The sequence below is a fragment of the Sedimentibacter sp. B4 genome, from assembly GCF_000309315.1.
GTDB classification, from domain to species: domain Bacteria; phylum Bacillota; class Clostridia; order Tissierellales; family Sedimentibacteraceae; genus Sedimentibacter; species Sedimentibacter saalensis.
Map to the genome: position 1 here is coordinate 1 of NZ_CANG01000017.1, position 18,828 is coordinate 18,828.

The following is an 18,828-nucleotide window of genomic DNA, read 5'->3' on the forward strand; positions in this document are numbered from 1 at the left end:
GAAAGAAAAGAAAACTTTCCTACCATATAAAAAAACCGCTGATTTCTCAGCGGTTAGTTATTGTTGCCTTGAAGAACAGCTCTTGCTGCATCCGGAACAACCGGAACAGCTAGCACCGTTTTTCTTTTGTTTTCTCATGTATACTATTACAAATGCAGCTATTGCTGCTATTGTTCCTACTACTAATAAATCTGCACCATTCATATTAACCTCCTATGAATAAACTGCCAATCTGATAAACGAGCGTTCCTGCTGCAAATGCAGTCAGTGTCTGATATAAAGCAGTTAACACTGCATACTTCATTGAGCCTAACTCCCTCTTTGTTGCTGCAAAAGCAGCTATGCACGGCATGTACAAAAGCGTAAATGTAAGAAATGCATATGCGCTTAAAGGAGTGAACATTGTGTTTAAAATTGCCGAAAGCTGAATGTCGGTTCCGGCTCCCGTAAGAACTGTAAGTGTGCTCACAACGGCTTCCTTTGCAGTTAATCCTGTTATCAGAGCTGTTGAAGCTCTCCAGTCATTGAATCCCAAAGGTATGAACAAAGGAGAAATCAAAGTTCCTATGGAAGCAAGAATACTCATTGTGCTGTCGCTTACCATGTTCAATGACCAGTCGAAGCTCTGCAGGAACCATATTATGATTGTTCCCAGGAATATTACCGTAAATGCTCTTTGTATAAAATCTTTTCCTTTTTCCCACATGTGTACCAATACACTTTTTCTTGAAGGAATTCTGTATGCAGGAAGTTCCATTACAAAGGGAACAGGTTCACCTTTGAATATTGTACTCTTTAAAAGAAGTCCAGACAAAATGGCTGTAAGGATACCTGTCATATAGAGAGCTATCATAACTAACGCAGCATTTTCTGGGAAAAATGCCATTGTAATCATTCCGTAAATTGGAAGCTTGGCGCTGCATGACATGAACGGTGTAAGCACAATTGTCATTTTACGGTCACGTTCACTTGAAAGAGTCCTTGTGGCCATGATTGCAGGAACGCTGCAACCAAAGCCTATGAGCATTGGAACAAAGCTTCTTCCCGATAAACCTATCTTTCTAAGCATTTTATCCATTAAAAATGCAACTCTTGCCATGTATCCGCTGTCTTCCAGAAGTGAGAGGAAGAAAAACAATATTACTATGAGAGGAAGGAATGAAAGCACGCTTCCAACTCCTGCAAATATTCCATCAATTACAAGTGAGTAAACCCATGAGCTTACCTGTGCTGCATTCATTGCCTCAGAAACAATTTCTGTGAATGCTCCAATGGCTGTTTCCAAGTATCCCTGCAGCGGCGCTCCTATGGCTCCGAATGTTAGCCAGAACACCAAGAACATTATGCTGAAGAATATTGGTATGCCCAGATACTTATGAGTTAGAATCCTGTCTATTTTTTCAGAACGCACCTGCTCTTTTGTTTCCTGTTTTTTAATCACGGTATCCCTGCAGATTTTTTCTATATATGTGTATCTCATGTCTGCAAGTGCTGCTTCTCTGTCTGTGTCAAGAGATTTCTCCATGTCCTCAACCACATGACTTATTATGTGTGCCTGACTTTCCGAAATGGCAAGCTCCTTCATTGTGGGCTCGTCCCCTTCAACAAGTTTTGTTGCTGCAAATCTTAAGGGGTAGCCTGATTTTTCAGCTTGTTCCTCTATGAGATGTGATATGGAATGTATTGCTCTGTGAACATCTCCAGTACAGAAATCATGTTTCTTTGGAGATTTCTTTTCCATGGCCGTCTTCATGATCACATCCACAAGCTCTGAAATTCCTTCATTTTTGCTGGCTGATATAGGAACAACCGGAATTCCCAAATGGTCCGATAGTTTTTTTACATCTATTGAATTACCGCTGGCTCTCACTTCATCCATCATGTTGAGGGCAATTACCATGGGAATTGATAACTCCATGAGCTGCAGCGTCAAGTACAGGTTTCTTTCTATGTTTGTTGCATCGACAATATTAAGTATTAAATCAGGGTGTTCCTTGAGAAGAAAATCTCGTGTTACAACTTCCTCCATGGTATATGGAGACAGTGAATAAATTCCAGGCAAATCCACAAGGTACGCATCCTTATTCTTTTTTATCTGCCCCTCTTTTTTTTCAATTGTCACCCCGGGAAAGTTTCCAACGTGTTGATTACTGCCTGTCAGATTGTTATAAAGTGTTGTTTTTCCCGAATTTTGATTTCCTGCCAGGGCAAATACATATTTCATATGCTGAATACCTCTTTCAGTTCAATTTTCGATGCTTCTTCTTTTCTTATAGTCAAGACGTAGCTTCTTAAAGACAATTCTATGGGATCACCCATTGGAGCAACTTTTCTTACCTGAACTCGGGTGTTGGGAGTCAACCCCATATCAAGCAGCCTTCTTCTGAGAGCCCCCTGCCCGCCTATTGCTGTAATTACTCCACCTTGACCAGGCTTGATATTGTCTAGCGTCATCATATTTCTCCTTTTCATGATTATTCGATATTGATAATCATTATCATTTACTTTAATTGTATTATATTACTGCCCCTATGAATTGTCAACAGGTTTTAAATAATATTTATGTTTTTTATCTGCAAATATATTATATATCTTTACAGACTTTTCATGGCATGGGCATAGCGCAGTCTCGTTCACCATTTTATCTGCTCCCTCCGGTCGCATAAAATGGGAAAAACAGGGTTAGGGCATAAAAAAAAGGCAGTTATGCCTTTCACTTTATATCATCGGTGTTTGAACCATATACTTCTATTACCGGCATTACAAACATGAATCCGACACCCGGTTCTTTGAAATAATCAAGTTCTTTTTGTATTTTTTCTGCTACGGCGTCAAGTTTTTCCCTATCTTTGATAATGCTGAAAACTATCTTGCTGTAGGGTTTTCTTCCGTCAATAAGCTTCCTCATGCTTGCAAGCATGGGTACATTTATATTGTGGTCCAACAGCACTTTTCCCATTCCCTGGCTGTCAATTGTTGTTGCACCAATTTCTTCCTCATAAAACACTTCATGTATTTCATCAAGCTTGTAAATGTCATTTAAAATCAATATCAAAGCAAACATTTGAACCTCCCCTAATCGTGCTGCCCTGTCATTATACCATATGAATTTTTACTATTCAATACATGCATATTAAATATTTGCATTAATATTAATGCTTTTATTTAGCTCCAGAACAACAACTTCTGACGACTTAACCTTGCTTTTGAAATAAAACGGGTCTGCCTTGATAAGGCCAAAAGTATCGTAATGTATGGGAACTGTAATCTTTGCCTTAATAAAACTAGCAGCAATTGCAGCATCATCAGCGTCCATGGTATAATTTCCTCCTATGGGAAGAAAAGCAGCATCAATTTTTTCGTCTTCAAGAAGCTTCATATCCAGTGTAAGACCTGTATCTCCTGCATGATATACTTTTATACCCTCAACTTCTATAATAAAGCCGCATGGATTTCCTCCGCATATGATGGTTCCTCCATCAGATATTCCTGAGCCGTGCAGAGCATTTGTCATCTTTACGGTTCCAAAGTCGAACTTCCTTCTGCCTCCTATGTGCATGGAGTGGGTTCTTACTTTGAACCTCGCAAGGTATGCGCAAATTTCATGGTTAGCAATGATAAGCGCATTGTTGGTCTTTGCGATTTCAACTGCATCTCCAATATGGTCTCCATGACCGTGAGTGACAAAAATGTGTGTTATATCAACGAGACTATCCACGCTTGTTTTGCTTAAAGGGTTACCGGAAATAAAAGGGTCTATAATTCCCTTGAAATGTCCTTCCTCAATTAATAAAGCAGAATGCCCAAGATAAGTAAGTTTCATTTAGATCACCGTCCTTTATAATGTTTATTTTATAATACAATTATATAGAAATAAAATCAACAAAAAAATCCCGATTTAAAATCGGGATCCATACTAGACAGTCTGTGTATTTTTCTTGCCAAGGTAAGCTTCCTGAACCTTTTCGTCCTTTATGAGAGATTTTGCATCTCCTTCCAGTGTAACAACTCCTTGCTCCAATACATATGCCTTGTCGGCTATTGAAAGGGCCTTGAATGCATTTTGTTCCACAAGAAGTATTGTCTTGCCCATATTTTTTATTTCAATTATTATGTCAAATATTGTGTTTATAAGTAGAGGCGCCAGTCCCAGGGACGGTTCATCAAGGAGTATGAGATCCGGATTGGACATCAGTCCTCTTCCCATGGCAAGCATTTGTTGTTCCCCTCCTGACAGAGTTCCTGCTATTTGATTTTCTCTTGCCTTAAGGATTGGAAATAACTCAAAAATTCTTTTTTTATCCTTTTCGATGTCATTTTTATCATTTCTTAAAAATGCACCCATATTGAGGTTTTCCATAACCGTAAGGTTTGCAAATATGATTCTTCCTTCAGGCACCTGGCATATTCCTGCTTTCACTATTTTGTGGGCTTGCCTTGGAAGCTTATCTCCCTTGTAGGTTATTTCACCTTCCTTGTATTTTACAATACCGCTGATTGAATTTATGAGGGTTGATTTGCCTGCTCCGTTAGAACCTATTATTGATACAATTTGTCCTTCATCAACATTTATGGAAACTCCCTTAAGAGCATGAATTCCTCCGTAATAAACATTTAAATTATCAACCTTAAGCATCTTGTGCCTCCTCTTTTCCAAGATAAGCTTCTATTACTTTCTTATCTTCCTGAATTTCCTTCGGAGTTCCAATGGCCAAAGGGATGCCGAAATTAAGCACAAATATTCTGTCACACACTCCCATTATCAAGTCCATGTGATGCTCAATAATTAAAACCGTAAGGTTGAATTTGTTTCTTATTTCTTTGATAAGCTCCATAAGCTGCAATGTTTCCTCAGGATTCATTCCGGCTGCAGGTTCATCAAGGAGAAGCAGTCTTGGCTCCAGTGCCAGTGCCCTTGCTATTTCAAGCTTTCTTTGTAGTCCGTATGGAAGATTTGATGCAACAATATCTTTGTACTCCCAAAGTCCCATTAGTTTCAAAAGCTGTTCCGTCTTGCTGTTAAGTAACTTTTCCTGTTCCTTGTATTTTCCTATTCTCACAACACTGTTCAATAAGCTGTAATCAGCAAGCTTATGGCATGCTGTCAGTACATTGTCATATACATTGAGCTTTTTAAACAGCCTTATGTTCTGAAACGTCCTTGTTATACCCATGTTGGCTATTTCAAAGGGCTTAAGTCCTGCAAGCTTTTTATCGTAAAAATAAATTTCACCTTCAGTCACGCTGTAAATAGCTGTAATAAGATTGAATATTGTTGTTTTTCCCGCACCGTTTGGCCCTATAAGACCGAATATTTCTCCTTCTTCGATGCTGAAGTTTACATTGTCAACTGCCGTGAGGCCGCCGAATCTTTTTGTAAGTTTCTTAAGAGAAAGCACACTCATGATTTTACCTCCTCTTTTTTTATTTTCCTATTTTTAATTGCAAGTGCAATTTTCTTGAAGCTTATTTCTTTTCCTCCCATTAAACCCTGCGGTCTTGTGATCATGATGAGAATTACTGCAACTCCATATATTACAAGTCTCCAGTCCGAGAAACTTCTCAATATTTCCGGAAGGAAAGTTAAAAGCACTGTTCCAACAACACTTCCTGAAATGCTTCCCAATCCTCCGAAAATAACAATTATTGTCATTTCTGTGGATTTCACCATCTTGAACATTGTAGGCTGAATGTACCCCAGGTAGTGGGCAAGCATTCCTCCTGCAATTCCTGCATAAAGTGCGCTAATGGCAAGTGCAGTCAGCTTGTATTTGAAAACATCTATTCCAATAATCTGTGCTGCCATTTCCTCTTCCCTTATGGCGACCATGTTCCTTCCGTGCCTTGACCTTATAATGCTCACCAGCACAAATACTGCAACAATGTTTATGAGAACAACATTTAATAAGGTTGTAGTTCCTTCTGTAGGTATTCCAGAAAGTCCTCTTGCTCCTCCAAAATACTGCAGGTTGTCAAGAATGAGTCTTGTAGCTTCACCAAACCCAAGTGTGGCAATGCAGAAATAGTCACCCTTAAGATTAAGTGTCAGTTTACCAAGAAACAAGCTGACAATCATTGCTGCAATTCCTCCAATGAGAAGAGCAGGTATGAAAGGAACAGCAAATTTCATTGTCATGGTTGCGGCTGTATATGCTCCTATGGCCATGAATCCTGCATGCCCGAAGGAAAACATTCCAGTGAAACCTGTTAGCAAAGAAAGTCCCAGAACCGTCATTAAGTTTATTCCTGATAAAATCAAAATACCTGATATATAACCCCAGCTCATGATAACCTCCTATGCCTTGTCTTCCGTATTTTTGCCCATGAGTCCTGTTGGCTTTGCAACAAGCACAAATATCAAAAGAGCAAATGCGATTAAATCCCTGTACTGGGATGAAAAGTATCCAGACACCATTGTTTCAATGAGACCCAGCAATATGGAACCTATAACAGCTCCCTGAAGACTTCCAAGCCCGCCGAAAACAGCCGCTATGAATGATTTTGTGGTAATGTTTCCTATCTGTGGATACACGGTGTACTTCATGCCAAAAAGCATTCCTGCAAGACCGGCTAGTATTCCGCCCATTGCAAATATTATGAATATTACCATGTCCACGTTGACTCCCATGAGTGTGCTTCCCTTGATGTTGTAGGAAGTAGCCCTTATGGACAGCCCTATTTTTGTCTTTTCGATTATGTATATCAAAGCAGCCAAACTCACTGTAGATATAACAAACATTAAAAGGTCTATTCTTCCCAATGCAATATTCCCAAGCATTATTGGCGTCGTAGCAAAAATAGCGGGGTATGTCCTGAATGTAGGGCCAATTGGCGATGCGATAACTATATTTTCAAGAAATATTGATGCTCCCATTGCAGATATAATAAAATACAAAAAAGGCGCATTGCGCTTCCTCAAAGGCCTGTAAACCACTCTTTCCATGCTTACGGCCAAAAGTCCGGAACCAATGGCTGACAATAAAAATGCTACAAAAAAAGGTATATTTAACAATGTGAGGCAAAAATAACCTATATACGCGCCAATCATAATAACCCCGCCGTGGGCGAAGTTTGAAAAGTTCATTATGCTGTATACAAGAGAATAACCCACTGCCATGAGAGCATAGACACTTCCTATGGACAATCCGTTAACAACCTGCTGCAAAAATCCGCTCATAAAAACCTCCTGATGATTTTGAAACGAAGGCGGGATATACCCGCCTTATTTTATTCAACTCCATATTTTTCCTGGAATACATAGCCGCCGTTTTCTATTTTAACTATTGCAGCTTGTTTTCCTACCGGATTATGATTTTCTTTGCTCAACTGAATTGTTCCTGTAACTCCCTGCACTGAAACCTGAGTGAGAGCTTCTGTTATTTTAACAGGATCTGTGCTGTTAGCAGCTGTAATGGCAGCCTGCAATAGCAAGAATGCATCATTTGCCATGTATCCATTAAGTTCCATGGACAGATTGTATTTTGCCTTGTAAGCATCCTGCAGAGGCTTAACTTCTGGGTCGTTGAAATCCAAATGGTTAACTATGTAGCTTCCTTCAATTGCATCCTTTGCCATTGTCATCAGCTGGTCTGAAGGCCATCCGTCTCCTCCCACTAATGTAGCTTTAATTCCAAGTTCTCTTGCCTGGTTTGCACTAAGAGCTACTTCTTTGTAATAATAAGGCATCAATATTACATCAGGATTAGCTTCTTTGATTTTGCTAAGCTGTGGTCTGAAGTCAACATCACCTTCCTTGAAGCCTTCTTTTGCTACAATTTTTCCGCCCTTTTCTGTAAATGTTTTTTCAAAATATTCAGTGAATCCCTGTGAATAGTCGCTTGCTACGTCATAAAGCACTGCTGCATTTTTTAATCCTAATTTATCATAAGCATAGCCTGCTGCAACAGCTCCCTGATATGGGTCTATGAAGCATACTCTGAAATTATATTCTTTAACTTTTCCATCATCACTTACTGTTACCTTTGGGTTAGTTGCAACTGTTGCAATATCAGGAACCTTGTATTGTTCCAGAACTGCCGAAATAGAAATTGCCTGTCCGCTGGCATTAGGTCCCAGAATTGCTACAACACCATCTTGAGTTATGAGTCTCTTTGTGGCATTTACTGCTTCAGCAGCATCGCCCTTTGTGTCATAATAAATTCCTTCAACCTGTTTTCCCAATATTCCGCCCTTTGCATTTACTTCTTCAATAAGCATTTTTATTGTGTTGCTTTCACATGTTCCCCATACGGCCTGGTCCCCTGTCAATGATCCTATCCAGCCGATTTTGATTGTTTCTCCAGCAGGAGCAGATGTCTTGCCTCCGCATGCAGAAAGCAGCATTGTAAAAATTAATAATAAACTTACTAAGGATAAAACTTTTTTTCTCATAAAACCCTCCTGAAATTATGTGTATAAAGTTTTGTAAATATTCCTTATGCAAACGTTTATGTCTTTTATATTATAAACGTTTATTTAAAATAATGCAAGATTTATGTGTTCATTATTTAGCCGGAAATTTTACATTTTCTTCTATTTTGTGATAAAAAAATAACATATGCTTTTCTATGCTTTTCGGCATGAATGTTGCTATTGTTAAGATTTATTTAAGTTGATTTTAAAATTTAACATGATATAATATACTTTACATAATATATAAAAGCATGAATATTTAAAGCCGTACGGCTTTGGAGGATACAATGAAAAATTACTTGGTGGGGCTTGATATAGGGTCTACTACAGTAAAAATAGCTGTAATAGATAGTAAGGAAAATGTGGTATACAAGCAATATGAAAGACATTATTCAGACATTAAGAATACAGTCAGTGAAATAATCAAAAACTCATCCCAGACACTAAATGACAGCATGATTAAAATATGCATCACAGGCTCTGGTGCCATTGATGTGTCAAAATATCTGGAAATTCCATTTGTACAGGAAGTAGCGGCATCAACAAAAGCAATAGAAAAATTCATTCCCTCTACAGATGTTGTTATAGAACTGGGCGGGGAAGACGCCAAGATAACATACCTTACAGGAAACCTGGAGCAGCGCATGAACGGATCCTGTGCAGGCGGAACCGGAGCTTTCATTGACCAGATGGCTGTGCTGATGAAGACTGATGCAACAGGCTTAAATGAGCTTTCAAAAAAACATAAAACGATATACCCGATTGCTTCCCGCTGTGGTGTTTTTGCGAAATCAGATATACAGCCTCTTTTAAACGAAGGTGCAAGGCAGGAAGACATTGCTGCCTCCATATTTCAGGCTGTTGTAAACCAAACTATAAGCGGCCTTGCTCAAGGAAGACCAATAAAGGGCAATGTGGCATTTTTGGGAGGACCGTTGTATTTTTTGTCTGAGCTGAGAAACAGATTCAAGGAAACCCTTGAACTCACCGAAGACAATTCAGTATGCCCTGAAGATGCAAATTATTATGTTGCCATGGGAGCTGCTTTAATGGCTTCCGAAAACGAGAGCATAGATTTCAACGAATTTTACGTTAAAATTAAAAATACACTTGAACATTCAAGTATAGAATACCGCAAGAAAGACTTAGACCCATTGTTTGAAAGTGCGGAAAATTACAAAGAATTTTTGTCCCGTCACAACATGCATAAGGCAAAAACAAGAAATATAGATGATTATTCAGGCAAGGCATTTTTAGGTATAGATGCAGGCAGCACTACCACAAAACTTGTTTTGATCACTGATGATGGTGAAATTCTGCATTCCTATTATGGAAGCAATGCAGGTAACCCTCTTAACTCAGCCGTAAAAGCAGTAAAGGACCTTTACGTTAAGCTGCATCCTGGTATTGAAATAGCAAGCACTGCTGTAACAGGATACGGGGAGCATCTTATTAAAGCTGCTCTGAATGTGGATGCAGGCGAAATAGAAACAGTAGCACACTATAAAGCTGCTGACTTTTTCCTAAACGGTGTTGACTTTATAATTGACATCGGCGGACAGGACATGAAAAGCATGATCATAAAAAACGGAGTAATAGATTCCATAATGCTTAACGAGGCTTGTTCCTCAGGCTGTGGATCTTTCATAGAAACATTCGCTAAATCACTTGATATGAGTGTCCATGAATTTGCCGAAGCAGCAGTGTTGTCAAAAAACCCGGTTGATCTTGGAACAAGATGCACCGTGTTCATGAATTCCAAAGTTAAACAAGCCCAAAGGGAAGGTGCTACCCTAAGCGACATTTCCGCAGGAATTTCCTTCTCTGTAATTAAGAACGCCCTGTTCAAAGTCATAAGACTTAAGTCTCTCGATGAAATAGGAGATAAGATTGTTGTTCAGGGAGGAACATTCTACAACAACGCAGTTCTAAGAGCATTTGAACAAATAACAGGACGTGAGGTTGTAAGACCCGACATAGCAGGAATAATGGGAGCATTTGGTGCTGCCATCATTGCAAAAGATAAATATGTTCCCTCTGTTAAAAGCAAATTTGTAAAACCTCACGAGCTTGAGAAGTTTTCATTTGACACTTCCATGGAACGCTGCGGTTTATGCACAAACAACTGCCTACTGACAATCAACAAGTTTTCTGACGGAAGATACTTTGTATCAGGAAATCGCTGTGAAAGAGGAGCTGAAAAATACACTCACGAAGAAAGAAAAGAATCTCTGCCCAATTTGTACAAGTACAAGTACAACAGAGTATTTGGATACAAGCCTCTGGCACTTTCCGAAGCAAAAAGAGGCATGATTGGAATTCCAAGAGTTTTGAACATGTACGAAGACTATCCGTTCTGGTTCACATTCTTCACAACATTGGGATACAGAGTAGTTTTATCAGGAGCATCAAGTAAAAAAATATACGAGCTTGGAATGGGAACAATTCCTTCAGAATCAGTGTGCTATCCGGGTAAAATAACCCACGGCCACATAACTGATCTCATAAACAAAAAAGTTCCTAAAATATTCTATCCCTGTATTTCCTACAACATAAAGGAAGATGAAAATGCAGGAAACCACTTTAACTGTCCTGTTGTTGTTTCATATCCGGAATCAATAGAAGCAAATATAAACCTTAAGAATGTGAAGTTCTACAAGCCGTTCCTTAACTTAAATGACAAGGAAAGGCTCATAAACAAACTTTACAGGGAAATTGCAAAAGCTGAACACTTGTCTTACGAAGAAATAAAGGAAGCTGCCGAAAAGGCATATAAAGAACTTTATGCATACAAACGGGATGTAAAAAGAGAAGGCGCAAAGGCTATAGAATACATCAACAAAAACAATAAAAAAGGAATTGTTCTTGCCGGAAGGCCTTACCATGTGGATCCTGAAATAAACCACGGCATACCTGAAATGATAGAAGGCTACGGTCTGGTTGTATTGTCTGAAGATTCCCTTGAGAACAAGTATCCCATAGAAAGACCTCTAAGGGTTATTGACCAGTGGTCATACCATACAAGGCTGTACAGGGCTGCAACTTACGTTTCAAATACAGATAATTTAGAACTCATTCAGCTTAACTCTTTCGGATGCGGTCTCGATGCAGTAACAACAGACCAGGTAAATGAAATACTTGACAAAAACAACAAAATATACACCCTTATTAAGATAGATGAAATCACCAACCTTGGAGCTATAAGAATCCGTATACGTTCACTTCTTGCTTCCATAGAAGAAAGAGACAAAACAGGCATCAGGCACAAGCACATTGAAGACAAAAGCACACGTCCTGTATTTACAAAGGAAATGAAGAAGAAGCACACAATACTCATTCCTCAGATGTCTCCAATGCACTTCCAGTTTATTGAAACAGCTGCAAGAATGTCGGGATATAACGCCGTTGTACTTCCTGCTGTTGACAAGAAGGCCGTTGATGTGGGACTCAGGGTAGTAAACAACGATGCTTGCTATCCTTCTATAATTGTTGTGGGCCAGCTTATAAATGCTCTGGAATCAGGAAAATATGACTTGAACAACACTTCACTCATGATTTCCCAGACAGGCGGAGGATGCCGAGCTACAAATTATATTGGTTTTATCAAAAAAGCGCTTAAAGATTCAGGATATGGGCACATACCTGTTATTTCCTTCAATGTGGTTGGACTTGAAAAACAGCCGGGTTTCAGCTTCACAACTTCATTTGTGAACAGACTTGTAATGAGTGTTGTGTTAGGAGACACTCTCATGCGTGCAACTTACAGAACAAGACCCTATGAAAAAGTTAAAGGTTCTGTAAACCAGTTGTACGACAAATGGGTTGAGGAATGCAGACATGTAATAGAAAAAGGTCATATAAAACATTATATAAATACAATCAATAATATAGTTCATGATTTTGATACAATTGAACTTGATGAAAAATTAAGAAAGCCTAAGGTTGGAATAGTCGGTGAAATTCTTGTTAAGTTTCACCCCAATGCAAACAACGATGTTTTTTCTCTTCTTGAAGAAGAAGGAGCAGAAGTTGTGGTGCCGGACTTGCTTGATTTCTTCTCATACAGTGCATTTAACGGAGTTATAAAATATGATGAGCTGCTGAGCGGCAATCCAAAGACAAAGGCATTCAACAATGTTGCTGTAAAAGCAATAGAAATGTACAAAAAACCAAGTGTCAAGGCATTCAAAGAGTCAAAACGCTTTTCAACACCTGCAAATATTGAGGAATTAGCCCGCAAGGCAAAAAAATTCCTTTCACTTGCAAACCAGTCTGGAGAAGGATGGTTCCTCACAGGCGAAATGATTGAGCTTTTGGACAGCGGTGTAAGCAATATATTGTGTCTGCAGCCATTTGCATGTCTGCCTAACCACATCACAGGCAAGGGAATGATTAAAAAGCTTAAGGATGCATATCCTTTATCAAATATAGTTCCAATTGACTATGATGCCGGCATAAGTGAAGTTAACCAGATTAACCGTATAAAGCTCATGCTGACCAGCGCATTCAGAAACATGCACTTGCATGATGACGATGGATTCTTGTCAATGAAGAAAATTGAAGGCCATACAACAAAACAAATACTGAAACATCTTCAGGAACAAAACATATAAAAAACAAAATACCGGCTGTCCGAGCCGGTATTTTTTATTATTTTGAAAATGCCTTTTTGATTCTTTCAACAGCATCATCAATTTGTTCATATGTTATTATAATTGGAGGAGCAAACCTTATTGTCTTCTCATGAGTTTCCTTTGCAAGAACACCGTTCTCGATCAATTTTTTCACATAAGGTGCAGCATTGGTCTTGAACTCAACTCCTATTAAAAGACCTTTACCCCTTATTTCAAATATGTCGTCATTATTTATTTCTCTTAACTTATTCATGAAGTAACTGCCTTTTTCTTCAGCTTGCTTAGCAAGATCATCTCTTTGGAGAATTTCAAGAGCTTTCAAGGAAACAGCTGCTCCTAATGGATTCCCTCCGAAAGTTGAACCGTGTGAACCAGGCTCGAATACTCCAAGGATATCTTCATTTCCCGCAATTGCAGATACGGCTATAATGCCGCCACCTAAAGCTTTTCCAAGAACATATATATCAGGAACCACATCTTCATAGTCACATGCAAACATTCTGCCTGTGCGGGCAAAGCCTGTTTGAACTTCATCGGCAATAAATAATACGTCATTTGCTTTGCAAATATCATATGCTTGTTTGATAAAACCAGTGGGAGGAACAATTATTCCTGCTTCGCCCTGTATAGGCTCTACCAGGAATGCTACTGTATTTGGACTTATGGCTGATTTTAGTTCCTCGATGTTTCCGTACTCAATTACTTTAAATCCAGGTGTAAAAGGACCGTATCCTCTTCTGGAATCTGAATCTGTACTCATAGAAACAATGGTTATAGTCCTGCCGTGGAAGTTGTTGGCGCATACAATTATCTCCTGTATTCCATCTTCAACGCCCTTAACAAAGTTTCCCCATCTTCTTGCAGTTTTTAAAGCCGTTTCAACTGCTTCAGCACCTGTGTTCATAGGAAGAACCATGTTTTTACCTGTAACCTCACAAAGTTTCTGCATCCAGTCTCCCAGCACGCTGTTATAAAATGCCCTTGAAGTCAAAGTTACTTTATCCAGCTGATCTTTTGCAGCTTGTACCAGCTCAGGATGTCTGTGTCCAAAATTCAATGCAGAATATGCACTTAACATATCATAAAACTTTTCACCCTCTGGATTAGTAACAACAATACCTTCTGCCTCTTCAAACACAATCTCCTTAGGATGATAATTGTGGGCTCCGAATTTTTCTGTTTTTTGCATGATTTCTTTAGATGATTGCATATCAGTAGTCCTCCTCGTTGCTTTTTTATACGCAAATGTATGCATATTTCAAACTTATGTTTTAAATAATAACCGTTTTTATAATAAAAGTCAAGATATTTATATTTTTGCATTGTGAATCCGTTGCTTAAACATTCTGATTTTCGTTGGTTTTAAAACAACATGATTAAATATGAAATATTTGCAAATTAATTTGATTATTTTTTGTTGTTTAAACGCTTAAGTTTTAATCTCCTGAAGCTAATCCTGCAATTTGCAATTTCCAAAATATAAGTTGCATTTTGTCATGCAGAACTATATTAATGACACAATATTAGGAATAATATATACTAAAAGTCTGGGTTAGGGCATATCACACAGAAAAATCTGGGTTAGGGCATGCGCAGTCTCAATCACAAATTTATCAGCTCCCTCCGGTCGCATAAATTTGGATTTCGTTGCGTTTGACCTACCGCAGATTTTTTCTCCCTACGGTCGAAAAATCTGGGTTAGGGCATAAAAAAAAGAAGAGCCGCTTCGTCATATGAGCGTCGTGGTTGAAGCTTTACCAGATTCATCCATGAGTCTCATTGCCTAATCTTCCGCTGGATTCACATTGAATTGAGGGAAGATCTATTGCAGTACTCTTCTTATTTTTTATTAAGTTTTAATTAACCTTGAATTATTGTTCCTGTCAAACCATTTAATGCGTCCATTGATTTGTACAGAGATGTTATTATTGATTTTCTTCCTGGTTTTGATTTTGCAAATTTTACTGAAGCCATTACTTTCGGAAGCATACTGCCCGGTGCAAAATGGCCTTCTTCAATGTATTTTTCAGCTTCTTCAATTGTTATTACGGACAAATCTTCCTGGTTAGGTTTCTTGAAGTTGATTGATGCCTTTTCAACTTCAGTCAGAATCATAAGAATGTCAGCGTCCATGTCTTCAGCCAGTCTTTCTGCTGCAAAGTCCTTGTCAATTACAGCTGCCACGCCTTTTAAAGAGCCGTCTTCATTTTCTATTACAGGAATTCCGCCTCCTCCGCACGCAATTGTTATTGTCGTGTCCCACAGTGTCTTGATTGTTCCGATTTCAACTATTCTCTCAGGAATAGGCGATGCAACAACTCTTCTCCATCCTCTTCCTGCATCTTCTTTCACTGTATAGCCCTTTTCCTCTGCAAGTCTTTTTGCTTCCTCTTCAGAATAAAAAGGTCCTATTGGTTTTGTAGGGTTCTGGAATGCTTTGTCATCCTTATCCACAACCATCTGAGTCACAACTGTAACTACAGGCAAAATTCTGTCTCTTTTAGCCAGCGCCAGCTTAAGCCCCTGCTGAATGTGATATCCTATATATCCCTGGCTCATTGCACCACAAACGTCAAATGGCATTGGCGGTGTAACATCTTTTGCAGCTTCTGACGCTAAAAGAATTCTTCCAACCTGAGGGCCGTTTCCGTGAACGATTGCTATCTCATAGTTGGAGCAGCTTATTTCAGCAATAAATTCACTGGTTTTCTTTACAACTTCCAACTGTGCCTCTGCAGTAGAAGGCATGCTTTTATCTTCTAAGGCGTTTCCGCCTAACGCTATAACTACTCTTGGTATTCTGTTCATGACTTAACCCCTCTAAAATTGTCCTAGTTTTTAAGCTATAGTTGCTACTATAACTGCTTTTATTGTGTGCATTCTGTTTTCTGCCTCGTCAAACACAACAGAATGTCTGCTTCTGTAAACTTCATCAGTTACTTCTCGTATGTCAAATCCAAGTGCCATTTGTTCTTTAGCCATTTTTGTTTCAAAGTCATGGAATGAAGGCAAACAATGCATGAATATTACATCATTGTTTTCTGTGGCCTTAATTAGGTCCATTGTAACTTTGTATGGAGTGAGCAACTTAACTCTTTCAGGTATCTGAGCTTCTTCTCCCATTGATGCCCAAATGTCTGTATAAATTACATCTGCTCCTTTTACAGCTTCAATGCTGTCTGATATTTCTATTGTTGCTCCTGTGTAATCAGCCACTTCCTGAACTCTCTTCAGTGTATCCTGATCAAGCTGATCCTGAAGTTCCTTAGGTCCAAATGCTACGAAATGCATTCCCATCTTTGCACATCCGAACATCCATGCATATGACATGTTGTTTCTGATGTCACCTGCAAAAACAACCTTAACTTTGTTAAGTGGTTTTGCAACGTGTTCTTCTATTGTAAGCAAGTCAGCCAATATTTGTGTAGGGTGATCAACATCTGTAAGACCGTTCCACACAGGTACTCCTGCATACTTAGCCAAATCTTCAACAACTTCCTGTTTGTATCCTCTGTACTCAATACCGTCATAGAATCTTCCAAGAACCTTAGCAGTATCTTCCAAAGATTCCTTCTTGCCCATCTGTGAGCTTCCTGAATCAAGGAATGTAACGTGTGCTCCTTCTTCAAGAGCTGCAACTTCAAATGCACATCTTGTTCTTGTTGATGTTTTTTCAAACAACAACACAATGTTTTTACCCTTTAAAAGATAATTGTAAATTCCTGCTCTTTTCTTTGCTTTCAAATCATGAGACAAATCCAGCATGTATCTGATTTCCTGTGGTGTAAAATCCATTAATGTTAAAAAACTTCTTCCTTTTAAATTTACTGACATAATAAAACCTCCATGTTTAATTATAGATATTATTGTATTTTTATATATTAACAGAATCTTTTCATAATTTCAATTGTTTTTTATATTTTTTCTCTTATAAGCGGCATGCTCATGCATCTTGGACCGCCTCTTCCTCTTGACAGTTCTGAACTTGGCATTGTATATACCTTAATACCTTCCTGCTGAAGAATTTGATTTGTTACATAATTTCTTGTATAAACAATTACTTCACCCGGAGCAATACACAATGTATTGGAACCATCGTTCCATTGTTCCCTGGCTGCATCAATAATGCTGTTTCCGCCGCACTTTATAAGTTTGATCTTGTCGAGGCTCAGTGCCCTCTTTAAAATATCTTCAAGAGACCCCTTACCTTCAGTAATTTTTATATTTCCATCTTCTCCTCTTTCAAGAACATATACAGCCATGTCAGACTTGATGTTCGGATGAATTGTGAACTTGTCGTAATCCACCATTGTGAATACAGTATCCAGGTGCATGAATGCCCTAGTCTTTGGTATGTCTATTGCCAATACTTTTTTAAATGAGCTGTCTTCCGTCAACAAAGTATTTGCAAATTTTTCAATAGAATTAGGATTTGTTCTTTGAGAAATTCCCACAGCTACTGTTTCTTCATTTAAAATCAGTATGTCTCCGCCTTCCAGAGAGTACTTTTCAGTTCTGTCATACATTAACTTTGTTCCCTTGTATAAAGGATTGCAGTTAAAAATATACTTGGCAAATAACGTTTCCCTGTTTCTTGTAACAGTATGCATTTTGTGAATAGATACTCCTTCTCCAACTGTAGCAAAAGGATCTCTTGTAAAGTAAAGGTTAGGCATTGGGTCAATTATAAATGGATACTGATTGCTTAAAAAATCAGCTAATCTTGGACCCCTGTAATCATTGATTTCTGACTTTCTGATGCCTTCCATCATTTTGAGAACCATTTCCTTAGGACTAGTAAAGGACAGGAAGTAATCTTTTAACATGCTGGATTCTCTGCTTTCCTTAATTCCAGCTTCTTCAATATACTCTTTGATGAACTGCAGTTTTATCTCGTCATTTATAAGTGAATCCACCACTAAATCTTCCAGATAAACTACTTCTATTCCCAAGCTTTCGAAAATTTTTGCAAATGCATCATGTTCCTGCTGAGCTATTTCCAAATAAGGAATATCATCAAAAAGCAATCTTTCAAGATACTCCGGCATTAGATTTTCTAGTTCTTTGCCAGGTCGGTGTAGCAATACTTTTTTCAATTTTCCTATTTCTGAATAAACTTTTATTGCTGTATCATTCAATATTATCACCACCATATATTATATATGCCATATCTGATTTTGAATGCAAAAACGATTGGCAACAGCCGCGACATATGTCAACTTATTCGTCATTTAGTGTAAAAAAATCGTTATCATTTCAAGGATAAACATCTGGATGCCATAACTATTAACAATATTTTAATTTTACATCCTGATTGACAAACAAATTTAGTACAATAATCTGCGATTGTATATATATATTGTAGTAACTTTTCCTTAATATGTCAAGGTATTTTTAATATTTATGTATCGTGTTCATATTTATACACGATAAACTGTTTTATGGCATAAAAAAACCAGCTATATCAGCTGGTTTTTTTACCCGGCGACGTCCTACTTTCCCAGGCAGTTTCCCGCCAAGTATCATCAGCGCTAAAGAGCTTAACTTCCGTGTTCGGGATGGGAACGGGTGTGTCCTCTTTGCTGTAGTCACCAGATTCTAGCCCTAACCTAATTTTTCAGGTTTTTTCTGAAAAATTGCTGGTAGGTCTTACGCACCGAGCTCCAAATTTGCACGAGCATTATGCGAGTGAACAAATTTGTGCAGCGAGACTACGACTTTGCCTGCCATTAAATTAGGAGTAATCTATCAAAATAAAAAGTACAGCTTTAACTGTACTTAT

At 38.4% G+C, this 18,828-nt stretch carries 15 protein-coding genes and 1 rRNA gene; 1 reads left to right on the plus strand and 15 read right to left on the minus strand.

Annotation, left to right across the window (positions count from 1 at the left end):
- Positions 1–57 precede the first annotated feature (57 nt).
- The 10 genes from BN358_RS22725 to BN358_RS03145 form a co-directional block, all read right to left on the minus strand.
- The gene (locus BN358_RS22725) at positions 58–204 is read right to left on the minus strand and encodes a FeoB-associated Cys-rich membrane protein (protein ID WP_019227871.1); all 147 of its coding nucleotides are present in this window, start codon (positions 202–204) and stop codon (positions 58–60) included.
- Between the two features lies 1 nt (position 205).
- The gene (feoB, locus tag BN358_RS03105) at positions 206–2,224 is read right to left on the minus strand and encodes a ferrous iron transport protein B (protein WP_019227872.1); all 2,019 of its coding nucleotides are present in this window, start codon (positions 2,222–2,224) and stop codon (positions 206–208) included.
- On the minus strand, positions 2,221–2,457 hold the full coding sequence (locus tag BN358_RS03110) for a FeoA family protein (RefSeq protein ID WP_145082109.1): 237 nt from the start codon (positions 2,455–2,457) through the stop codon (positions 2,221–2,223). The genes feoB and BN358_RS03110 overlap by 4 nt, the downstream gene beginning before the upstream one ends.
- Before the next feature lie 256 nt (positions 2,458–2,713).
- Positions 2,714–3,064 carry a hypothetical protein gene (locus BN358_RS03115; protein ID WP_019227874.1) on the minus strand — a complete coding sequence of 117 codons (351 nt, stop codon included), beginning with the start codon at positions 3,062–3,064 and terminating at the stop codon, positions 2,714–2,716.
- A 69-nt stretch (positions 3,065–3,133) separates the two neighbouring features.
- On the minus strand, positions 3,134–3,823 hold the full coding sequence (locus BN358_RS03120) for a metal-dependent hydrolase (protein WP_019227875.1): 690 nt from the start codon (positions 3,821–3,823) through the stop codon (positions 3,134–3,136).
- 93 nt (positions 3,824–3,916) lie between these two features.
- Positions 3,917–4,636 (minus strand): ABC transporter ATP-binding protein, encoded by a 720-nt coding sequence (locus BN358_RS03125; RefSeq protein WP_019227876.1) that lies wholly within the window; start codon positions 4,634–4,636, stop codon positions 3,917–3,919.
- The gene (locus BN358_RS03130; protein ID WP_019227877.1) at positions 4,629–5,405 is read right to left on the minus strand and encodes an ABC transporter ATP-binding protein; all 777 of its coding nucleotides are present in this window, start codon (positions 5,403–5,405) and stop codon (positions 4,629–4,631) included. Before BN358_RS03130 ends, BN358_RS03125 begins: the two co-directional genes overlap by 8 nt.
- Complete coding sequence (locus BN358_RS03135) at positions 5,402–6,286, minus strand: branched-chain amino acid ABC transporter permease (RefSeq protein ID WP_019227878.1); 885 nt, start codon at positions 6,284–6,286, stop codon at positions 5,402–5,404. The genes BN358_RS03130 and BN358_RS03135 overlap by 4 nt, the downstream gene beginning before the upstream one ends.
- A 9-nt stretch (positions 6,287–6,295) precedes the next feature.
- Positions 6,296–7,177 (minus strand): branched-chain amino acid ABC transporter permease, encoded by an 882-nt coding sequence (locus BN358_RS03140; RefSeq protein WP_019227879.1) that lies wholly within the window; start codon positions 7,175–7,177, stop codon positions 6,296–6,298.
- Positions 7,178–7,227: 50 nt separating this feature from the next.
- Complete coding sequence (locus BN358_RS03145) at positions 7,228–8,391, minus strand: ABC transporter substrate-binding protein (protein WP_019227880.1); 1,164 nt, start codon at positions 8,389–8,391, stop codon at positions 7,228–7,230.
- 308 nt (positions 8,392–8,699) lie between these two features.
- Between BN358_RS03145 and BN358_RS03150 the strand changes: the two genes are divergently transcribed.
- Positions 8,700–13,025 (plus strand): 2-hydroxyacyl-CoA dehydratase, encoded by a 4,326-nt coding sequence (locus BN358_RS03150; RefSeq protein WP_019227881.1) that lies wholly within the window; start codon positions 8,700–8,702, stop codon positions 13,023–13,025.
- 37 nt (positions 13,026–13,062) lie between these two features.
- Here the strand turns inward: BN358_RS03150 and rocD are convergent, their stop codons facing one another.
- From rocD to rrf, 5 genes are all read right to left on the minus strand, one after another.
- Positions 13,063–14,256 (minus strand): ornithine--oxo-acid transaminase, encoded by a 1,194-nt coding sequence (gene rocD / locus BN358_RS03155; RefSeq protein ID WP_019227882.1) that lies wholly within the window; start codon positions 14,254–14,256, stop codon positions 13,063–13,065.
- A 650-nt stretch (positions 14,257–14,906) separates the two neighbouring features.
- Entirely contained in the window at positions 14,907–15,854 is a 948-nt protein-coding gene (gene arcC, locus BN358_RS03160; RefSeq protein ID WP_019227883.1) for a carbamate kinase, read from the minus strand.
- 30 nt (positions 15,855–15,884) lie between these two features.
- Positions 15,885–16,880 (minus strand): ornithine carbamoyltransferase, encoded by a 996-nt coding sequence (gene argF, locus BN358_RS03165; RefSeq protein WP_019227884.1) that lies wholly within the window; start codon positions 16,878–16,880, stop codon positions 15,885–15,887.
- 80 nt (positions 16,881–16,960) lie between these two features.
- Entirely contained in the window at positions 16,961–18,187 is a 1,227-nt protein-coding gene (gene arcA / locus BN358_RS03170; protein WP_040581950.1) for an arginine deiminase, read from the minus strand.
- A 338-nt stretch (positions 18,188–18,525) separates the two neighbouring features.
- Positions 18,526–18,642: ribosomal RNA gene (gene rrf, locus BN358_RS03175) — 5S ribosomal RNA — on the minus strand.
- Positions 18,643–18,828: the final 186 nt, after the last annotated feature.